Below are 19,483 nucleotides of genomic sequence, written 5' to 3'. Positions count from 1 at the left end.
TCCCCCTACTTGTCCGAGAGCTTCAGGAACTCCGGCGGGTACCGGTCACCCGCGACGGCGGGCGCGGCGTCCTCGATCGCGCGCAGGTCGTCGGCGCTGAGCCGCAGGTCGGCGGCGGCGACGTTCTCCTCCAGGTACTCCACCCGCTTGGTGCCCGGGATCGGCACGACGTGCTCACCCCGGTGGTGCACCCAGGCCAGCGCCAACTGGCCCGCCGTGACGCCGCGCTCCGCCGCGAGGGCCCTCAGCGCCTCGACGATCGCCGTGTTGCGGGCGAAGTTCCCGTCGGCGAACCGGGGCAGGGTGCGCCGCACGTCGTCCTCGGCCAGGTCGGCGACGGACGTGACGCGGCCGGTGAGGAACCCGCGGCCGAGCGGGGAGAACGGCACGATGCCGATGCCCAGCTCGCGGCACGTCGGCGCGACCTCGGCCTCGATGTCACGCGTCCACAGCGACCACTCGCTCTGCACGGCGCTGATCGGGTGCACGGCGTGCGCGCGCCGGATCGTGGCGGCGCCCGCCTCGGACAGCCCCAAGTAGCGGACCTTGCCCTCGGCGACGAGTTCGGCCATCGCGCCGACCGTCTCCTCGATCGGCACGTCCGGGTCGACCCGGTGCTGGTAGTACAGGTCGACGTGGTCGACGCCGAGCCGGCGCAGCGACGCCTCGGCGGCCCGCCTGACGTAGCCCGCGTCGCCGCGCGGCTTGCGGTCCGGGTCGGCGAGGCCGAACTTGGTGGCCAGCACGACCTCGTCCCGCCGGGACCGGATCGCCCGGCCCACCAGCTCCTCGTTCGCGCCCGCGCCGTAGACGTCGGCGGTGTCGAGCAGCCGGACGCCCAGGTCGAGGGCCCGGTGGACGGTGGCGGTCGACTCGGCCTCGTCACCGGCGCCGTACGACTGGCTCATGCCCATGCAGCCCAGGCCCTGCACGCCCGCCTGGAGTTCGCCCAACAGGGTCACGCGGTGATCCCCTCGCTGAAGGTGTGCTCGATCTGCTCGTAGTGCGTGATCTTGTACTCCAGCACCTCCAGGCACGACTGGAGCTCGGCGATGCGCGCGCGGACCGAGGCGCGGTGCTCGAACAGCATCTGCTTGCGCCGGCCCGCGGTGGCCGCGCCGCGGTGTCGGAGCTGCGCGTACTCGCGCATCATGCGGATGGGCATGCCGGTGGTGCGCAGGCGGGTCAGGAAGACCAGCCAGCCCAGGTCGTCCTCGCTGTAGCTGCGCCGCCCGCCGGAGTCGCGGGCGGGCGGGTCGACCAGGCCGATCCGTTCGTAGTAGCGCAGGGTGTCGATCGACAACCCGCTGCGCTCGGCCGCTTGGGCGATCGAGTAAGTCACGGTGTCGACCGTAGGAGCTGGAGTGCGCTCCAGGTCAACCCGGTTCGGGCACTCGTCGGGATCGCGCCACCCGGCGGCCGGTCAGTCGTCCGGTCGGTCGTCCTTGGGCAGGCCCCACGCCTCCAGGTGGGCGGCCATGCCGGCGACGTCGACCTGCTCCCGGCCCAGCGCGCGGACCAGGTCCAGCGCCTCGTCCTCCTCGGCGTCGATCCACCAGCCGTTGATGTCGCACAACGTCACCGCCGCGACCCAGCCCAACCGCCAGTTCCCCTCGGCCAGCGGGCGCGTGCGGACGATGGAGTCGAGCAACGCGGAAGCTTTCAGCCAGAGCGTGTCGTACGCCTCGACCCCCAGCACTGTGGCCCGTGGGCGGTGGGCTGCGGAGTCGAGGAGACCTAAGTCGCGCACGACCAGGTCCCCGCCGGTGACGGCGGTCGCCAGCACGAGCAAGTCGCCGGCGTCGAGGTAGTTGACCACTGCTTGACGCGCTCCCTGTCCTGAGGGGCGGGAACTCCGACGCGGCCACCCCACATCCGGGACGTCCTCGGCGCCACCACCCACCCCCTCAGGTCCGTCTCGCCTCCCCGCCCGGCCGGCGGCGAGGATGGTGTCGGCCGCGCTGTGCACCGAAGCGCAACCTGGACGCGACCCGATCTTCAACGGCGCACGATACCGGTGCGCTTCGGGCCGTCGTGGCCGTTCACACAGGTAGTCCCGGGAAGGACCGGGCTCGCCGCCGTTGAGCTGCATGGATTGATCGTATCGAACATGTGTTCGAACGGCGAGGGCGTGCGGGGGCGATCACCTGAAGGTGTGGGTCAATTGCGGAAGGTGCGGGATTCCGCACTCTGGGTGACGCTGGATCAGGCGGAACCGAGGCGGTCGAGCAGGCCGCGGTACTTGGGGAGCACGCGTCCGAGGACTTCGGACAGCTGCTCCTCCTTCTGCAGTCTGGCCCAGCGCTCGGCCAGCGCCAGGCGCACGACCTCCTGCTTCGAACGGCCCTCGGCCGCGGCGAGTTCGTCGAGCCGCCGGTTCTCCTCGTCGCTCAGACGCAGAGTCATCGCCATGGGGAATGACGGTACCAACTTGATACCACGTTGACTAGACCACGTTGCATAACACTGTTGCGTTACGATGTCCCGGTGCCACGACCGAAGACACACGACGACGCGCTCCGCGGCCGGCTGCTGGAGCGGGCGGGTGAGGTGCTGTCCACCGAAGGACCCGGCGCTCTGAGCTTGCGCAGGCTCGCGGCGGATGTCAACACCTCGACCACGGCCGTGTACTCGTTGTTCGGCGGCAAGCCCGCGCTGCTGAACTCCGTGTACGAGGAGGCGTTCCGCCGATTCGGTGACCGCATCGCGAGCGTGCCGCAGACCGACGACCCGGTGGAGGACGTCGTCCAGATCGGCCTGGCGTACCGGGAGAGCGCGCTCGCCGACCCGCAGTTCTACCTCGTGATGTTCAGCAAGGTGGTGCCGGACTTCGAGCCGTCCGACGAGACGAAGGAAGCCGCCGTCCGGACGTTCCTGCCGGTGGTGCGGGACGTCGGCCGCGCGGTGGAGTGCGGCGCGTTCCCGGCCGAGCCGCCCGAGCGGATCGCGCTGGCGATGTGGGGCCTGGTGCACGGGCTGGTGAGCCTGGAGCTGAACGGGAACCTGCCGCCGGGCGTCGAGATCGCTCCGGTGTACGAGCGCGCGCTGCGAGCGCAAACGGACGGCTGGCGCCGTTGAGGGCGCAGCCGTCCGCACGTGAAGGTGGGGCCCGAGGAGGTGGCCGCCGCGAAACCTCCCCGGACCCCGTGAACTGCCCCGATCAGGACAGTCCGCTGGTGAGCGCCTTGATCAGCTCGCCGTCGGCGGTGTCGCCGTCGAGCGACCAGATCATCGCGCCGCCAAGGCGCCGTTCGGCCACGTAGCGACCCTTGCGCTTCATCTCGACCGGGTCGTCCCAGGTCCAGAACGTGGTGCCGTCGAACAACCACGCGTGCCCGGCCTTGGCATCCCGGTGCACGGTGAACTCGGAGAGCTGCGCCTTGAGGATCCGGTAGTCCTCGTACCCGGCCTCGTAGGTCGCGGGGGCGGGCCCGGTGGCGGGCTGGAACAGGCCGTTGTTCTCGTTGCGGACCCCGGTCCAGCCGCGGCTGTAGAACGGCACGCCCATGACGACCTTGCTCTTCGGCGCGCCGTTGCGCAGGTAGTGGTCGATCGCGACCTGCGAGCTGAACGGCGACGCGGTCGGGTCGGCCGCGGGCGTGCGCAGCGCGGACTGCTGGTTGGTCAGCGGGTCCCAGGCGCCGTGGTAGTCGTAGCCCTGGATGGTGCCGAACGTCAGCAGGCCGAAGACCTTGGCCACCTCGAAGCCGCGGTCGACCTGGCGCGGGTCGGCGGGCAGGAACGCGGTGAGGTCGTAGCGCTCGCCGGTGCGCCAGGTCAGGTTGCCGAGCTGCTTGCGGTACTCCACGAGCAGCGCGGTGAAGTTCCGCTTGTCCTCGGGGCGCACGACGTTGCCCGGCGCGGCCTCGGACGAGGGCCACTCCCAGTCGAGGTCGATGCCGTCGAACACGCCGGCCGCCGCACCGGGCGCGGCGCCGGGCAGGTTGCCCTTGAGCCACATGTCGATGCACGAGGCCACGTGGGCGGCGCGCGACTCGGGCGTGAGGGCCGCGTTGGAGAAGTACTTGGAGCCGGTCCAGCCGCCCAGCGAGATGTTGATCCGCAGCTTGGGGTAGCGGGCCTTGAGCTGCTTGAGCTGGTTCAGGTTGCCCGACAGCGGCTGGTCGGCGACGTCGGCCTTGCCGCTGACGCTCTGCTCGGCGCCGAAGGGGCGCTGGTAGTCGGCCCACGGGTCGGCGCTGACGCACTTGCCGGACTCGTCGAGGAAGCCGAAGGCGTAGTTGAGGTGGGTGAGCCGCGGGGCGGTGCCGTTGGCGACCAGGTCGCGCACCAGGAAGTTGCGGTCGTAGCCGCTCCACTGGGTGTAGTACCCGACGGTGCGCGTCTTCGGGCCGTGCGCGACGGCCTGCGGAGCCAGCGACACGGTCATCGCGGTGGCCAGGAGGGCGGGGAGCACCCATCTCCTGCTCGACATGCTTCTCCTCGCGGTGTGCGGCCGACTCTGTGTGGTCCAGACCACGGTAGTGATGAGGTCTAGACCACCTCTACGGCCGAACGGCCGAATCCGGTAAAGCGAATGTTCTTCGGGTCCGTTGCAAATCTTTGCATGTGCGCGGGGGTGGGTGGGCGCGCTAGCTTCGGTTACTCAAGTTTGAATACCTTGTTAGGGGGAGATGTGACGATCCTGGTGACCGGGGCGACCGGGACCATCGGCGGCGCGGTGGTCCGGCAGCTGGCGGCGGCGGGCGTGCCGGTGCGGGCGTTGACCCGCAACCCGGCGAAGGCCGTGCTGCCGTCCGGGGTGGAGGTGGTGGGAGGTGACCTGACCCGACCGCGCGAGGTGCCGCTGGCGGGCGTGACGGCGGTGTTCCTGCTCGCGGCGATCGAGTCGGACGACGCGGCGGCGCACGCGGCCGAGCTGCTGGCCGGCGCGCCCGACCTGCGGCGGGTCGTGTTCCTGTCGAGCAGCGCGGTGACCGTGAAGCGGCCGGGCAGCTACGAGCTGCACCACGACGTGGAGCGGGTCGTCGAGGCGTCCGGGGTGGAGTGGACGCACGTGCGGCCGGGCGAGTTCATGGCCAACAAGCTGGTGTGGGCGCGGACCATCAAGGCTTCGGACGTGGTGCGCGCCCCGTTCCCGGAGTCGGTCGGCGCGCCGGTGCACGAGGACGACGTGGCGGAGGTGGCGGTGCACGCGTTGCTGCGGGAGGGGCACGCGGGCAAGGCGTACACGGTGAGCGGGCCGGAGGCGTTGACGCACGTCGAGCAGGCCGCCGCGATCGGCCGGGGCCTGGGTCGTCCGATCCGGTTCGAGCGCCTGACCTACGGCCAGGCGCGGGCGTCGCTGATCCGCGACGAGGGCCTGCCGTACGACGTCGCCGAGTACCTCCTCGGCTACATGGCCCAGCACGCCGAGGAACCGGCCACCGTCACCCCCGACTTCACCACCGTCACCGGCCACCCCGGCCGCACCCTCTCCACCTGGGCCGCCGACCACCACCCCACCCTCACCTGACCCGCGAGAGTCCAACGCCCAGCCCGCGAGAGTCCAACGTTCACGCACCCTGAGTTCAACGCTCACGGCGAACAGCGTTAGGCCCGAGCGTTGAATTCAGGTGTCGCGAACGTTGGACTCTCGCGGCTTGAGCGTTGGACTCTCGCGGGGTTAGTGGACGGAGCCGTATTGACGGTCGCCGGCGTCGCCCAGGCCGGGGACGATGAAGCCCGAGTCGTTCAGGCGTTCGTCGACGCTGGCGGTGATCAGGCGGACGGGGAGGCCGGAGTCCTCCAGGTGCTTGATGCCCTCGGGGGCGGCCAGGGCGCAGATCGCGGTCACGTCGGTGGCGCCGCGGTCGGTCAGCAGGCGGATCGTGTAGGCCATGGAGCCGCCGGTGGCGAGCATCGGGTCCAGCACGAAGACCGGACGGCCGGCCAGGGAGTCGGGCAGGGACTCCATGTACGGGGTCGGCTGGAGGGTTTCCTCGTCGCGCGCCAGGCCCACGAACCCCATCTGCGCGTCCGGGATCAGCTTGTGCGCCTGGTCGGCCATGCCGAGGCCGGCCCGCAGCACGGGGACGAGCAGCGGCGGGTTGGCCAGGCGGTAGCCGGTGGTGCGGGCGACCGGCGTGTGCACGCGCTCCTCGGCCACCGGCAGGTCGCGCGTGGCCTCGTACACCAGCATCACGGTCAGCTCGTGCAGCGCGGCGCGGAACGCCGCGTTGTCGGTGCGGGCGTCGCGCATGGTGGTCAGCCGCGCCCTGGCCAGTGGGTGATCGACAACGAGGACGTCCATGGTCGAACAGTATGTGGTACCTCTAGGCGATGCCCGACGGCTCTTTACCCGGCTCGGTCGTCCGGTTCACCGACGCGGCGGGGCACGTCGTCGGGGTCGGCGTCCTGGTCGGCGAACGCCGGGTGCTCACCTGCGCGCACGTGGTCAACCTGGCCGTCGGGCGGGACGGGCTCAGCGGCGCGCCGCCCGACGACCCCGTGCTGGTCGACTTCCCCGGTCGCGCGGCGATCCGCGCGACCGTGCGGCAGTGGCTGCCACCGCCTCCCCGCGAAGGCGCGCCGGGCCAGGACGTCGCCGGCCTCGAACTGGCCGAGGATGCCCCCGCCGGGGCCACCCCCGCCAAGCTGATCACCACGCTGCCCGGCCCCGGTCACGAGGTCGACGTCTTCGGCTACCCCGACCGCCCGGCCCGCCCGGACGGCGCCTGGGTGCGCGCGGTCGTCCGCGGCCGGGTCGGCAACGGCTACCTGCAGCTCGACTCGACCTCCGCGCTCCAGGTCCAGCCCGGCTACAGCGGCAGCCCGGTGTGGGACCCGGTGACGGGCCGCGTCGTCGGCATCATCGCCACGGCCGGCCGCACGGCGCCGGACTGCTACGCCATCACCGCCGACCTGCTGCGCCTGAGCTGGCCGGACGCCCTGGACCACCACCGCCGCCGCGGCGACGTCCGCGGTCCCGACCGGCTCGACGTCCTGCACCTGGCAGGCACCCGCTTCGGCCGCGACGGCGACCACCGGCTCACCGTGCTGCACCACGACCTGGAGCACCTGGCGGCGCGGGAGGGGCTGCGCCCGGACCTGGTCGTGGTCGCGGGCGACCTCACCGAACGCGGGCTGCGCACCGAGTTCGAGCAGGCGTTCGCGTTCCTGGAGGGGCTGGCCGAGGCGGTCGAGCTGCCGCGCGACCGGGTGGTGGTCGTGCCCGGCCCGCACGACGTGAACCTGGTCGCGTGCCGCGCCTACTTCCTGGACATGGAGGCGGAGCAGCGGGAGCCGGTGCCGCCCTACTGGCGCAAGTGGAAGCAGTACGGCGAGGCGTTCGACCGGTTCTACCGGGACGCGGGCGCCACCTTCACGCCGGACGAGCACTGGACGTTCTTCACCGCGCCGGACCTGCGCGTGGCCGTGGCGGGCCTGAACTCGACCGTCGCCGACAGCCACGTCCACGACGGCACGCCCGAGGTGGACGCGGCCCAGCTGCGGCGGTTCGCCGCGCACCTGGAGGAGCACCGGGCGAAGGGCTGGCTGCGACTGGGCGTCGTGCACCGGTCCACGGCCGGTGTGAAGCACGCGCTGGTCCGGCCCGGCCTGGTGGACCACCTGCTGACCGGCACGCCGGACGCCGGGTCGTACGAGCTGGTGTCGTTCGACGAGCGCGGTTTCACCCGGCACGCCCGGCGGTTCGAACCCGACCAGGGCCGGTGGGTGGGCGACACGCGGGTCAGCCCGGACGGCGCCGACTGGCGCGTCCGGCACGTGCTGAGGCCGACCTCGGCCCACGCCTTCCGCACCACACCGCGCGAGGAGGAGCGGGCACGCCCGCCGCTCGCCGGGGACTCGTTCTTCGAGCGGGTGGCGGAGGCGACGCGGATCAGCCACCCCGGCGCGACCGTGACGCCCTACCTGGAGCACGCCTACCTGCGCGTCACCAAGCCCACCTCTGGTGGCGGCGTCGAGCAGTGGCCGGTGGCCGTGGTCGAGGGCGACGTGACGGCGGACGGCGTCGAGCGGTTCGCGCGGGACGTGCACGTGCGGTTCGCCGAGCACGACCGGTCGGTGCGGTCCGAGCTGGTGCACGGGGGCGCGCCCGCGCCCGCCGAGCTGGTCGCGCGGGCGTTGAGCCTGGGCATCCGGCTGCGCAGCTGGGTCGACTACCAGGGGATGCTCGACCTGCGGGCGCAGGAGCACCGCCAGCAGGCGCGGCTGGCCGACGACCCGATCTACCCGGCCCACCTGTACGTGCCGCAGCGGTTCCACGAGCTGACCAGGCGTGGCCCGGGCGAGGTCCGGGACAACGCGCTGGACCAGGTGCTGGAGTGGCTGTCGCCGGACGCGGCCCGGTTCGTCGTGGTGCTCGGCGACTTCGGCCGCGGCAAGTCGTTCCTGCTGCGGCAGCTGGCCAGGGAGCTGCGGTCGCGGCTGGGCAACGTGTCGCCGGTGCTGGTCGAGCTGCGCAGCCTGGAGAAGGCGCCGACGCTGGACGAGCTGCTGACCCAGCACCTGGTGCGCGAGGGCGTCGAGGTGCTGGACGTGGTGAAGCTCCGGTACATGATCGGCAGCGGTCGGCTGGCGCTGCTGTTCGACGGCTTCGACGAGCTGGAGCTGCGGGTCGGCTACGACAACGCCGCCGAGTACCTGCGCACGCTGCTGGTCGCGGTGAGCGATCGGGCGAAGGTCGTGCTGACGAGCCGCAGCCAGCACTTCCGGTCGCACAACCAGGTGCTCACGGCGTTGGGCGACCAGGTCGCCGCGATGAGCTCCAGCCGGGTGGCGGTGCTGGAGGACTTCACCGACGGGCAGGTCCTCGACTTCCTGACCCGGCACTACCGGGGTGACGCCGGGCAGGCCGAGCGCCGGTTCGACCTGCTGCGCGAGGTGCACGACCTGCTGGGCCTGTCCCGCAACCCGCGGATGCTGGCGTTCATCGCCGACCTGGACGAGCGGCGGCTGCGGCAGGTGCGGCAGGAGCAGGGCCGGATCAGCGCCGCCGAGCTGTACCGGGAGCTGGTCGACTTCTGGCTGCTGCACGAGGCGGAGCGGCAGCGGCACCCGTCCGGGCTGCGGTCGTTCGACGAGCTGGAACGGCTGCGCGTGTGCACGGTGCTCGCGTCGCGGCTGTGGTCGGGCACGGCGGCCGCGGTGCAGGCGTCCGACCTGGGTGAGACGGTCGCGCAGACGTTGACCGAGCTGGTGGAGCGGGGCTACTCGACGGCGCAGGCGGCGCACGCGGTCGGCTCGGGCACGTTGCTGGTCAACACGGAGGACGGCTTCGGGTTCGTGCACCAGTCGGTGATGGAGTGGCTGGTCGCCAACGCGGCGGCCGAGCAGGTCCGCGACGGCGCCGTGCCGAGCGTGATGAGCAGGCCCATGTCGCCGTTGATGGTGGACTTCTTCTGCGACCTCGCCGGCCACGCCGCCGCCCGCGAGTGGGCGGTGCGGGTCGCGACGCGGCCGGGCGCCGACAAGGTCGTGCGGCTGAACGCGGTGGCGGTGTGGGACCGGCTGGGCGGGCCCGCGACCGTGCGGCAGCACCTGGTCGACCTCGACCTGCGCCACCGCGACCTGTCCGGGGTCGACCTGCGCGGCACCGCGGTGACGGGGGCGGACCTGCGCGGGCAGCGGTTGACCGACGCGGACCTCACCGGGGCGGACCTGGCCGGCGCGGACTTCCGGGGCGTCCGGATGACCGGCGGCGACCTGACCGGCGCGCGGTTGACCGGCAGCGACTGGCGCGGCGCGGTGCTGCTCGGCGTGCGCGGGGTGGAGGAGCACCCGGAGCTGGCCGAGGCGACCGTCGTCGGCCGCGACCCGGCCTCGGTGGTGACCGCCGTCGGCGGTGCGCAGTCCCTCGCCTACTCCCCCGACGGCACGGTGCTCGCGGTGGCCAGTGGCTGGGCCGTCACGCTGGTCGAGCGAGCGACGCGGAAGGCGCTCCGGACGCTGACCGGTCACACCGGGCACGTCACCCGGGTCGCCTGGTCCCCGACCGGCGAACACCTCGCCTCGTCGTCCGACGACGGCACCGCGCGGATCTGGACCCGTGACGGCGACCTGGTCACGGTCGTGGGAGGACACCAGGACGGCGTGCGGTGCGTGGCGTTCGCGCCCGGCGGACAGCACATCGTCACCGGTTCGCGCGACCGCACCGCACGGATCTGGACCCTCGGCGGTGATGAGGTCGCGGTGCTCCTCGGGCACGAGGAGAAGATCGAAGCCGTGGCGTTCGCACCGGACCGCCGCCACGTCACCACCGCGTCCGACGACGGGACCGTCCGCATCTGGACCGTCGACGGTGAGCCGGTCTCGACGCTCGCCGGCCACACCAGGGGACTGTGCGGAGTGGCGTTCTCACCGGACGGGGAACACCTCGTCACCGGAGCGCACGACACCACAGCGCGGATCTGGACCATCGGCGGCAGCCCTGTCGCGACGCTGCAGCACTCGTCCCCGGTCTACGACGTCGCCTACTCGCCGGACGGCAAGCACATCGCCACGACGACCACGAGCGACCACACCCTCACCCTCTGGGCCTCGGACGGCACCCGCACAGCCGAGATCGGCCGGGACCCCGGCACCAACGTGCTGGCGTTCTCGCCGGACGGTGAGGAGATCGCGACGGCGAACAACCGGCAGGTGCTGTTCTGCACACCGACCGGTGATCCGCTCGACCACCACGGTGGTCAGGTGCGGCCGGTGACCACGGTGATCTTCTCGCCCGACGGCGCCTCCCTGGCCACCGCGTCGACCCGCGGCGCGCACCTGTGGGCCGGCGCCGGGCCGGCCCTGACCATCCGGCGGGGCGAGGTGGCGGCGATCGCCTTCGCACCGGACGGCAGGTCCCTCGCGGTCGCCTCGTTCACCGACGCGCTGCGGGTCCACTTCCTCGACCAGCGCCTCCCCCTCGTGTACTCGACCTCCGACACCCCGGTGGTCTCGGTCGCCTTCTCCCCTGACGGTCGGCGGGTGCTCGGCGGCACGATCGGTGGGGAGGCGCACATCTGGTCCGTCGACGGCGGTTCGGAGCGCCTGGTCCTGTCAGGTCATGCGCTCTCCGTGGAAGCCGTGGCGTTCAGCCCGGACGGGAAGCGCTTCGCGACCGCTTCGGCGGACGGGACCGCTCACGTGTGGACCACCTCCGGTCGCCTCACGGCCACTTACGCGGACCACAGCGGGTGGCTCACCTCGGTGGTCTTCTCTCCCGACGGCCGGTACATCGCCACCGCGTCGGCGGACGGAACCGCTCGCGTCCGGACCAGGCGGCACAGGACCGCACTGGTGCTGCGCGGGCATGGCGCAGAGGTGTGGGCGGTCGCCTTCGCACCGGACAGCAAGCTCCTCGCCACGTGCTCCGACGACGGGACCGCTCGTGTGTGGAGTCTCCAGGGACGGGAGGTGGCCGTTCTGCGCGGACACCTCGGGCCGGTGAGGTGCGTGGCCTTCTCGCCGGACGGCAAGCACCTCGCCACCACGTCGACGGACGGGACGACGCGGATCTGGAGCGTCGGCGGCACGGAACTGGCCAAGTTGATCAACGCTGATGACGGGTGGGCCGTGCTGCTGGCGGACGGGTCGTACCGGATCGGGGGCGACGTGGGCAACCAGGTGTGGTGGGCGGTGAGGTCGGCGCGGTTCGAGGAGGGCGAGTTGGACCCGTACGTGCCGGAGATCCGGAGGATGCCCGATCACAGGACGATTCCCGGGATCGTGGCGGGGGTAGTGACATGAGCATGGCCGACCACGTGCGGATCGGGGTTCTGGGGGCGGCGCGGATCGTGCCGTCGGCGTTGGTGCGGCCGGCGCGGTCCGTGGCGGCGGTCGAGGTGTCGGCGGTGGCGGCCCGGGAGGTCGGGCGGGCGCAGGCGTTCGCCGACCGGCACGGGATCCCGCGGGTGCACGCGACGTACGAGGAGCTGCTGGACGACCCCAACCTGGACGCCGTCTACATCCCGCTGCCCAACGGGCTGCACGGGAAGTGGACGTTGGCGGCGTTGGCGGCCGGGAAGCACGTGCTGTGCGAGAAGCCGTTCGCGGCCAACGCCGAGGAGGCCGCGGAGGTGGCGGCGGTCGCCAGGAGCAGCGGGTTGGTGGTGATGGAGGCGTTCCACTACCGCTACCACCCGTTGGCGCTGCGGTTGCCGGAGGTGGTCGCGGAACTCGGCGAGTTGCGGCACGTGGAGGCGCGGATGTGCATCCCGCTGCCGCGGTTCGGCGACATCCGGTACTCGCTGGACCTGGCGGGCGGCGCGATGATGGACACCGGCTGCTACCCGGTGAACCTGGTGCGCCACCTCGGTGGCGGCGAGCCGGAGGTGAAGTCGGCGCGGGCGTTGCTGAAGGGCGACGGGATCGACCGGTTCATGCGGGCGGAGCTGAAGTTCCCGGCCGGGCACACCGGGACCGTGGTGACGTCGATGTGGTCGCGCTCGCTGGTGAAGCTGACCGCGAAGGTGTTGGGCGCCAACGGTTCCCTGAAGGTGCTCAACCCCTTCGCGCCGCAGTACGGGCACCGGCTCGCGGTGAAGCTGGACGGGCACCGCCGGGTCGAGCGCTTCGACCGCCGGCCGACGTACGACTACCAGCTGGCGGCGTTCGCGGACGCCGTGCTGCACGGCAAGCCGTTCCCGACGACGGTGGACGACGCGGTGGCCACGATGCGGGTCGTGGACGACATCTACCGGGCGGCCGGCCTGTCGGTCCGCGAGCCGAGCTGACCCGCCGCCGGTCCGGCCGCCGGTTCGCCCCGGTCAGGTCGGCCGCGGTGCGGAAGTGACCGGCAAAGTCGACTGGTCGGTGCTCAGCCGCCGGTTCTGAACCTAGACTCACCCGGGTGAGCGACGAGCTGGTGCCGGACCCCCGTCAGATGCGTGCCTCGGACGCCGACCGCGAGAAGGTCGCCCAAGTGCTCCAGCAGGCGCACGGCGAGGGCAGGCTGGACCTGCACGAGCTGGACGAGCGCCTGGGCGCGGTGTACGCGGCCAAGACCTACGGCGACCTGGTGCCGCTGACCGCCGACCTCGGCGTGCCGGCGCCCAACGTCCTGCCCCAGCCGATGCACCACAACGCCCCCTCGTCGCGCATCGGCGGCACGCCCGGTTCGACGGTCTCGTTCGCGTTCTGGTCGGGCGTGGAGCGGCGCGGGGAGTGGGTCGTGCCGCCGACGCACACCGCGACGGCGTTCATGGGCGGCATCCAGCTGGACCTGACCAGGGCCCGCTTCTCCCAGGCCGAGACGACGATCAACGCCTACGCGCTGATGGGCGGGGTGGAGATCATCGTGCCGGAGGACGTCACGGTCCGGGTCGACGGCATCGGGTTCATGGGCGCGTTCGAGGACACCACGCACAAGGGGGCGCCGACCATCCCCGGTGGTCCCGTGGTGCGCATCACCGGGTTCGCGATGATGGGCGCGGTCGAGGTGAAGCGGCCGAAGAAGAAAAAGATCAAGGGGCGCAAGTACGACGAGCTGGAGGGCTGAGGGCCCGCACCCTCCCGATCGGCTCAACTAGGACGGCCGTCCCACTCCGCCTAGACTCGGCGGCATGGCTGCTCCGACAACTCCACCGCCAGCGCAGCTGCCCCCGGCGCTCGCGGACGCCGTGCGCGACGACGCGTCGCTGCGCCGGTTCCTGCACGGCCTGCCCGGCGTGGACCAGGTCGGCGTCGAACAGCGCGCGGCCGGTCTGGGCACCCGCAGCATCAAGAAGGCCGCCAAGCTGTGGGCCATCGACACCGCCATCGGCATGGTCGACCTGACCACGCTGGAGGGCGCCGACACCCGCGGCAAGGTGCGCTCGCTGGCCGCGAAGGCCCGCAGACCCGACCCCGACAACCCGGACGTGCCGCAGGTCGCCGCCGTGTGCGTGTACCCGGACATGGTCGAGACGGCCGTGGCCGAACTCGCCGGCACGGGCATCGGCGTCGCCAGCGTCGCCACCGCCTTCCCGTCCGGCCGGTCGAGCCTGAAGGTGAAGCTGGAGGACACCGCCTTCGCCGTGGCCGCGGGCGCGACCGAGATCGACATGGTGATCGACCGGGGCGCGTTCCTGTCCGGCCGCTACGGGCAGGTGTTCGACGAGATCGTGCAGGTCAAGCACGCCTGCGGGGACGCGCACCTCAAGGTCATCCTGGAGACGGGCGAGCTCGCGACCTACGACAACGCGCGCCGCGCGTCCTGGCTGGGGCTGCTCGCCGGCGGCGACTTCATCAAGACGTCCACCGGCAAGGTCTCGCCCGCCGCGACGCTGCCGGTCACGCACGTGATGCTCCAGGCCGTCCGCGACTGGCACACCCAGACCGGCGAGCTGCGGGGCGTGAAGCCCGCCGGCGGCATCCGCACGACCAAGGACGCGATCAAGTACCTGGTGGCGGTGCACGAGGTCGCCGGACCCGAATGGCTGACACCCGAGCTGTTCCGCTTCGGCGCCTCCACGCTGCTCAACGACCTGCTGATGCAGCGGCGCACCCAGTTGGCCGGCCACTACAGCGGCCCCGATTACGTGACGGTGGACTGACATGTGGGAATACGCGCCCGCGCCCGAGTCGCGGGACATCGCGAACCTCAAGCCGAACTACCGCATGTTCGTCGACGGTCAGTTCGTCGACGGCGGCGGTGAGCCGCTGAAGACCGTCAACCCCGGCACCGAGGAGGTGCTGGCCGAGGTCTCCACGGCCGCGCCCGAGGACGTCGACAAGGCCGTGAAGGCCGCCCGCCGCGCCTACGACCGCGTCTGGGGCCGGATGCCCGGCTCCGAGCGGGCCAAGTACATCTTCCGCATCGCCCGGCTCATCCAGGAGCGGTCGCGGGAGCTGGCGGTGCTGGAGTCGCTGGACAACGGCAAGCCGATCAAGGAGGCGCGGGACGTCGACGTGCCGACGGCCGCCGCGCACTTCTTCTACCACGCGGGCTGGGCCGACAAGCTCGGCTACGCGGGCTACGGCCCCGACCCGCGCCCGCTGGGCGTCGCGGGCCAGGTCATCCCGTGGAACTTCCCGCTGATGATGGCCGCGTGGAAGATCGCGCCCGCGCTGGCGACCGGCAACACCGTGGTGCTCAAGCCCGCGGAGACGACGCCGCTGACCGCGCTGGTGCTGGCGGAGATCGTCCAGCAGGCCGACCTGCCGCCCGGTGTGGTGAACATCCTCCCCGGAGCGGGTGACGTCGGCGCGGCCCTGGTGTCCCACCCGGACCTCGACAAGGTCGCGTTCACCGGCTCCACCGAGGTCGGCAAGATCATCCAGCGGCAGCTCGCGGGCACCGGCCGCCGGGTCGGCCTGGAGCTGGGCGGCAAGGCGGCGAACATCGTGTTCGACGACGCGCCGCTGGACCAGGCGGTCGAGGGCATCGTCAACGGCATCTTCTTCAACCAGGGCCACGTGTGCTGCGCGGGCTCCCGGCTGCTGGTGCAGGAGTCGGTGGCCGAGGAGCTGCTGGAGAAGCTGCGCGTCCGGGTGTCCACGCTGCGCGTCGGCGACCCGCTGGACAAGAACACCGACGTCGGCGCGATCAACTCGCGCGAGCAGCTGACGAAGATCCAGGAGCTGGTCGAGACCGGCGACGCCGAGGGCGCGCAGCGGTGGACGTCCGCGTGCCCGTTGCCGGACAAGGGCTTCTACTTCGCGCCGACGGTGTTCTCGAACGTGTCGCAGGCGATGCGGATCGCGCGCGAGGAGATCTTCGGGCCGGTGCTGTCGGTGCTCACGTTCCGCACCCCGGACGAGGCGGTGGCCAAGGCGAACAACACGCCGTACGGGCTGTCGGCGGGCATCTGGACCGAGAAGGGCTCCCGCATCCTGTGGGCGGCGCAGAAGATGCGCGCCGGCGTGGTGTGGGCGAACACGTTCAACCGCTTCGACCCGACCGCCCCGTTCGGCGGCTACCAGGAGTCGGGCTTCGGCCGCGAGGGCGGTCGCACCGGGCTGGAGGCGTACCTCGATGTCTGAGAACCGGATCGCGGTCGCGAAGACCTACAAGCTGTACATCGGCGGCGCCTTCCCCCGGTCGGAGTCGGGCCGGTCCTACCCGGTGGTGGACGCCAAGGGCGCGTTCCTGGCCAACGCGGCGCAGGGCTCGCGCAAGGACGCCCGGGACGCGGTCGCGGCGGCGCGCAAGGCGTTCCCCGGCTGGTCCGGCGCGACGGCGTACAACCGGGGGCAGGTGCTGTTCCGGGTGGCCGAGGTGCTGGAGGGCCGCCGGGACCAGTTCACCGCCGAGGTGGCCGCCTGCGAGGGCTTGCCGGTGAAGAAGGCGCAGTCGCTGGTGGACGCGGCGATCGACCGCTGGGTCTGGTACGCGGGGTGGACCGACAAGGTGGCCACCGTGCTGGGCGCGTCGAACCCGGTGGCCGGGCCGTACTTCTCGTTCTCGGTGCCGGAGCCGACGGGCGTGGTCGCCGTGCTCGCGCCGCAGCAGTCGTCGCTGCTGGGGCTGATCAGCGTGGTGGCCCCGGTGATCGCGACCGGGAACGCGGCGGTGGTCGTCAGCTCGCAGGAGCGGCCGCTGCCCGCGGTGACGCTGTCCGAGGTGCTGGCGACGTCCGACCTGCCCGGCGGCGTGGTGAACGTGCTGACCGGCCGCACGGCGGAGATCGCGCCGTGGCTGGCGTCGCACGGCGACGTGAACGCGCTCGACCTGACCGGCGCGCCGAAGTCGGCGCGGGCGGACCTGGAGCGGGCGGCGGCCGGGACCGTGAAGCGCGTGCTGCGGTCCCGGCCGGCCGAGGACTTCACCCGCGAGCCGGACATCGCCCGGCTGCGGGCGTTCCTGGAGACGAAGACGGTCTGGCACCCGATCGGCGTCTAGCGGCGGCAGCCGAACCAGCTGTGGGCCAGCAGGCCGGTGCAGCCCAGCACGACCGCGGTCACGGTGGCCGAGGTGGTGCCGGTCGGTTGCACCGGCCAGGTCAGCAGGCGGTCGAGCCAGTGGTCCGCGCCGGGCGGCACGACGAGCGTGACGCCCGTCCAGCCGACCGGCAGCGCCCACGCGGCGCGCGCGCCGAGCACCAGCGCGCCCAGGGCCGCCAGGCCGCCGAGCCCGACGACGTCGCGCAGCACGAACGCGTCCGGGGCGATCGGGTCGGCGACCCGGCCGGCGGCGAGGAGCAGCGCGGCGACGACCGCGCCGCCGAGCAGCAGGTGCGCGGCCCGGCGGGGCGGCCAGCCGAACGCGGCCGTGCGGTCCAGCGCCAGGTCCTGCCCGCCGAGGCCGGTCGCGACGGCGGCCACCCCGAGCGCCGCGCCGAACGCGGCAAGCTGCGGGCTGCCGTCCGCGCCGGCGAACGCGGCCACCCCCACGACTCCCACCACGACGGTCGCGAAGGACCCGAGGACGCCGCGAGAGCGGACGTAGAGCAGCACCCAGCGGTTCACGTCGTGCCCGCCGTCAGGGTGGTGAGGGCGTCGCCGGAGCAGGCCGCCTGGGTCTCGCGAGCCGCCTGGACCCGGGCGGCCTGGACGGGTTCGGGCAGCGAGCGCAGGTGGGCCAGTGCCTCGGCCGCCAGGCCGTCGGTCTCCCGGCTCAGCCACGACCGGTACATCGGCAGCGGTTCGACGCGGCCGGTCAGCCAGGTCGTCATCGCGGTGCGCGCGGCCAGCTCGCGGGCCGCTCCCCGCGGGACGTGCTCGCCGTAGCAGGTCCGCGTGCCCGCGCCGGCGACCAGGTAGGCCGTCACCTGCTCGGCCGTCGGCGGCGCGGTGCGGAAGTACGTGAACTCGTCCAGGTGCACCCACACGGCGTCCACCGGCTCCGGCCCGCGCGCGTCCCGGGGCCGGACCGGGGCCGCCACCTCGCGCACCGACGTCGGCGGCGACGGCAGCTTCGCCAGCGCCCGCAACGCCTCCCGCGCGGGTCCCGCCAACGCCGCCCGCTCGTCCTCGTGCGCCCGGGTCAGGCACAGCTGCTCCGCGCACACCAGCTCCGCCGCCACCGGGTCGGCCGCCACGGCCCCCTCCGGCGTCGACGGCAGCAGCGGCACGGCCACCGCCAGCGCGACCACCAGCGGCAGCGCGCCGAGCCACGCCCGCCGCAGCGCCACCAGCAGGAACCCGGCCAGCGCCACCCCCGCGAACCACACCGCCTGCCCCAGGCTCACCGAGCCCGCCACCGACGCGTACACCGTCTCCGGCGACGGCACCGAGGGCAGCAGCAGGGTCCAGCGGAACGCCGCACCGCCCGTCGGACCCGAGCCCAGCACCATCAGCGCGAACCCGGCGACCGCCACCAGCGGCGGCGTCAGGGGCGACGGCACGAGCCGGCCCAGCCCCATGCCCAGCCACGCGGCGGCGACCAGCGCCACCACGCCCACCAGCGCGACCGGCGCCCACCCGAGGTGGAAGTGGTCCGTCGCCGACGCGACCCGCACCGCGCCGACCGCGAGCACCACCGCGCACGCCACCACCAGCGCCAGCGCCAGTGCGCCGAGCGTCCAGCCCACGCGCTGGGCCCGCGGCCGCGGCGTGGAGCCGAACAGCTCCTCCACCCCGGACCGCCGGTCGCGCAGCCCCTGCAACGCGCCCGCGCCCAGCGTCAGCGGCCACGCGAACAGCAGCATGAACCGGGCCCACTCGGCCATCGTCGACCACTGCCGGTCCCACGCCGTGCTGTTCTTCGTCGACGGGCCCCAGTCCAGCAGCCCGACCAGCACCACGGCGACCAGCGCGCCGAGCACCGGCGCCGTCGTCCGCCTCAGCTCGATCCCGAGGACCCTCACCACTCGCCCGCCCCGCCGAGCAGGGCCGAGTAGCCGCGTTCCAGCGGGCTGTCGCCGACGTCGTCCGGCCCGCCCGCGGCGGCCAGCCCGTCCGGCGTGCCCTGGAACACCAGCCGACCCGCCTTGACCAGCACCACGTCCGTGCAGGCCGTCGCGACGTCCTCGACCAGGTGGGTCGACACGACGACGCACGAGTCGGCGCCCAGCTCCTGCAGCAGCTCCCGGAACCGGACCCGCTGGCCCGGGTCGAGCCCGGCGGTCGGCTCGTCCAGCAGCAGCACCTCGGGGTCGTTGACGATGGCCTGCGCGATGCCCGCCCGCCGCACCATGCCGCCGGACAGCGTCTTCAGCCGGTCGTCCGCCCGGTCGGCCAGCCCGACCCGCTCCACGGCCCGCTGCACGGCGCCGGGGACGTCCCGCTTCGGCACCTCCTTGAGCCACGCCACGTACTCGACGAACTCGCGCACGGTGAACCGCTTGTAGTAGCCGAAGTCCTGCGGCAGGTAGCCGAGCGCGCGCCGCAGCCGGCGCAGGTCCACCCGCCCCGACACCGACGAGCCCAGCACCTCCAACGTCCCCGACGCGGGCCGCAGCACGGTCGCCAGCGCCCGGATGAGCGTGGTCTTGCCCGCGCCGTTCGGCCCGAGCAGCCCGTGGACGCCGCGGCCCAGCCGCAGGTCGAGCCCGTCCACCGCCGTCCTCCGGCCCGCGCGCACGCGCAGGCCCTCCGCCCGGACCTGCCAGGCGTACCCCGCAGGCGCGACCTCCGCCGCGCTCACCGCACGTGCCATCTCCCGACCTCTCAA

Annotated in this window: 17 protein-coding genes; 8 read left to right on the top strand and 9 right to left on the bottom strand. The window is 72.9% G+C overall.

What is annotated here, in order from left to right:
* Nucleotides 1-5: 5 nt before the first annotated feature.
* The 4 genes from AB0F89_RS11150 to AB0F89_RS11135 form a co-directional block, all read right to left on the bottom strand.
* Nucleotides 6-914 (bottom strand): aldo/keto reductase, encoded by a 909-nt coding sequence (locus tag AB0F89_RS11150; RefSeq protein WP_367138820.1) that lies wholly within the window; start codon nucleotides 912-914, stop codon nucleotides 6-8.
* Between the two features lie 44 nt (nucleotides 915-958).
* Nucleotides 959-1,342, bottom strand: a complete 384-nt coding sequence (locus AB0F89_RS11145; protein WP_367135184.1) for a MerR family transcriptional regulator — start codon at nucleotides 1,340-1,342, stop codon at nucleotides 959-961.
* A gap of 81 nt (nucleotides 1,343-1,423) precedes the next feature.
* Complete coding sequence (locus AB0F89_RS11140) at nucleotides 1,424-1,819, bottom strand: type II toxin-antitoxin system death-on-curing family toxin (RefSeq protein ID WP_367135182.1); 396 nt, start codon at nucleotides 1,817-1,819, stop codon at nucleotides 1,424-1,426.
* A 386-nt stretch (nucleotides 1,820-2,205) separates the two neighbouring features.
* A complete protein-coding gene (locus AB0F89_RS11135) occupies nucleotides 2,206-2,406 on the bottom strand; it encodes a type II toxin-antitoxin system VapB family antitoxin (protein ID WP_233824133.1) in 201 nt (66 codons plus the stop codon).
* 81 nt (nucleotides 2,407-2,487) lie between these two features.
* On the opposite strand from AB0F89_RS11135, the gene AB0F89_RS11130 reads away from it, so the two are divergent.
* Entirely contained in the window at nucleotides 2,488-3,078 is a 591-nt protein-coding gene (locus AB0F89_RS11130; RefSeq protein WP_367135180.1) for a TetR/AcrR family transcriptional regulator, read from the top strand.
* A gap of 82 nt (nucleotides 3,079-3,160) precedes the next feature.
* Here AB0F89_RS11130 and AB0F89_RS11125 read toward each other — a convergent pair whose 3' ends face one another.
* A complete protein-coding gene (locus tag AB0F89_RS11125) occupies nucleotides 3,161-4,435 on the bottom strand; it encodes a glycoside hydrolase family 18 protein (protein ID WP_367135178.1) in 1,275 nt (424 codons plus the stop codon).
* A gap of 201 nt (nucleotides 4,436-4,636) precedes the next feature.
* Here AB0F89_RS11125 and AB0F89_RS11120 point away from each other — a divergent pair, with 201 nt between their 5' ends.
* A complete protein-coding gene (locus AB0F89_RS11120) occupies nucleotides 4,637-5,476 on the top strand; it encodes an SDR family oxidoreductase (RefSeq protein WP_367135176.1) in 840 nt (279 codons plus the stop codon).
* Nucleotides 5,477-5,626: 150 nt separating this feature from the next.
* On the opposite strand, the gene upp is transcribed toward AB0F89_RS11120, so the two are convergent.
* Nucleotides 5,627-6,253 (bottom strand): uracil phosphoribosyltransferase, encoded by a 627-nt coding sequence (gene upp, locus AB0F89_RS11115; protein ID WP_367135174.1) that lies wholly within the window; start codon nucleotides 6,251-6,253, stop codon nucleotides 5,627-5,629.
* Between the two features lie 29 nt (nucleotides 6,254-6,282).
* Here upp and AB0F89_RS11110 point away from each other — a divergent pair, with 29 nt between their 5' ends.
* The 6 genes from AB0F89_RS11110 to AB0F89_RS11085 all read left to right on the top strand — a co-directional run bounded on the left by AB0F89_RS11110 (nucleotide 6,283) and on the right by AB0F89_RS11085 (nucleotide 16,771).
* Nucleotides 6,283-11,697, top strand: a complete 5,415-nt coding sequence (locus AB0F89_RS11110) for a pentapeptide repeat-containing protein (RefSeq protein WP_367135172.1) — start codon at nucleotides 6,283-6,285, stop codon at nucleotides 11,695-11,697.
* Nucleotides 11,694-12,683, top strand: a complete 990-nt coding sequence (locus tag AB0F89_RS11105; RefSeq protein ID WP_367135170.1) for a Gfo/Idh/MocA family protein — start codon at nucleotides 11,694-11,696, stop codon at nucleotides 12,681-12,683. The genes AB0F89_RS11110 and AB0F89_RS11105 overlap by 4 nt, the downstream gene beginning before the upstream one ends.
* Before the next feature lie 116 nt (nucleotides 12,684-12,799).
* Nucleotides 12,800-13,447: a DUF1707 domain-containing protein gene (locus tag AB0F89_RS11100; RefSeq protein ID WP_367135168.1), complete on the top strand. Its 648-nt coding sequence runs from the start codon at nucleotides 12,800-12,802 to the stop codon at nucleotides 13,445-13,447.
* Between the two features lie 64 nt (nucleotides 13,448-13,511).
* The gene (deoC, locus tag AB0F89_RS11095; protein WP_367135166.1) at nucleotides 13,512-14,483 is read left to right on the top strand and encodes a deoxyribose-phosphate aldolase; all 972 of its coding nucleotides are present in this window, start codon (nucleotides 13,512-13,514) and stop codon (nucleotides 14,481-14,483) included.
* Nucleotide 14,484: 1 nt separating this feature from the next.
* Nucleotides 14,485-15,912, top strand: coding sequence for an aldehyde dehydrogenase family protein (locus AB0F89_RS11090; protein WP_367135164.1), 1,428 nt, complete (start codon nucleotides 14,485-14,487; stop codon nucleotides 15,910-15,912).
* On the top strand, nucleotides 15,905-16,771 hold the full coding sequence (locus AB0F89_RS11085; protein WP_367135162.1) for an aldehyde dehydrogenase family protein: 867 nt from the start codon (nucleotides 15,905-15,907) through the stop codon (nucleotides 16,769-16,771). Before AB0F89_RS11090 ends, AB0F89_RS11085 begins: the two co-directional genes overlap by 8 nt.
* On the opposite strand, the gene AB0F89_RS11080 is transcribed toward AB0F89_RS11085, so the two are convergent.
* The 3 genes from AB0F89_RS11080 to AB0F89_RS11070 are packed head-to-tail and all read right to left on the bottom strand — an operon-like array spanning nucleotide 16,768 to nucleotide 19,468.
* Complete coding sequence (locus AB0F89_RS11080; protein ID WP_367135160.1) at nucleotides 16,768-17,337, bottom strand: hypothetical protein; 570 nt, start codon at nucleotides 17,335-17,337, stop codon at nucleotides 16,768-16,770. The genes AB0F89_RS11085 and AB0F89_RS11080 overlap by 4 nt on opposite strands.
* Nucleotides 17,334-18,677: a hypothetical protein gene (locus AB0F89_RS11075; protein ID WP_367135158.1), complete on the bottom strand. Its 1,344-nt coding sequence runs from the start codon at nucleotides 18,675-18,677 to the stop codon at nucleotides 17,334-17,336. The genes AB0F89_RS11080 and AB0F89_RS11075 overlap by 4 nt, the downstream gene beginning before the upstream one ends.
* Nucleotides 18,674-19,468 (bottom strand): ABC transporter ATP-binding protein, encoded by a 795-nt coding sequence (locus tag AB0F89_RS11070; protein WP_367135156.1) that lies wholly within the window; start codon nucleotides 19,466-19,468, stop codon nucleotides 18,674-18,676. Before AB0F89_RS11070 ends, AB0F89_RS11075 begins: the two co-directional genes overlap by 4 nt.
* Nucleotides 19,469-19,483 lie beyond the last annotated feature (15 nt).

The organism is Saccharothrix sp. HUAS TT1, assembly GCF_040744945.1.
In the GTDB taxonomy this organism is placed as follows: domain Bacteria; phylum Actinomycetota; class Actinomycetes; order Mycobacteriales; family Pseudonocardiaceae; genus Actinosynnema.
The sequence above is the reverse complement of the archived record's forward strand: the minus strand, read 5'-3'. Positions and strand labels throughout refer to the sequence as shown.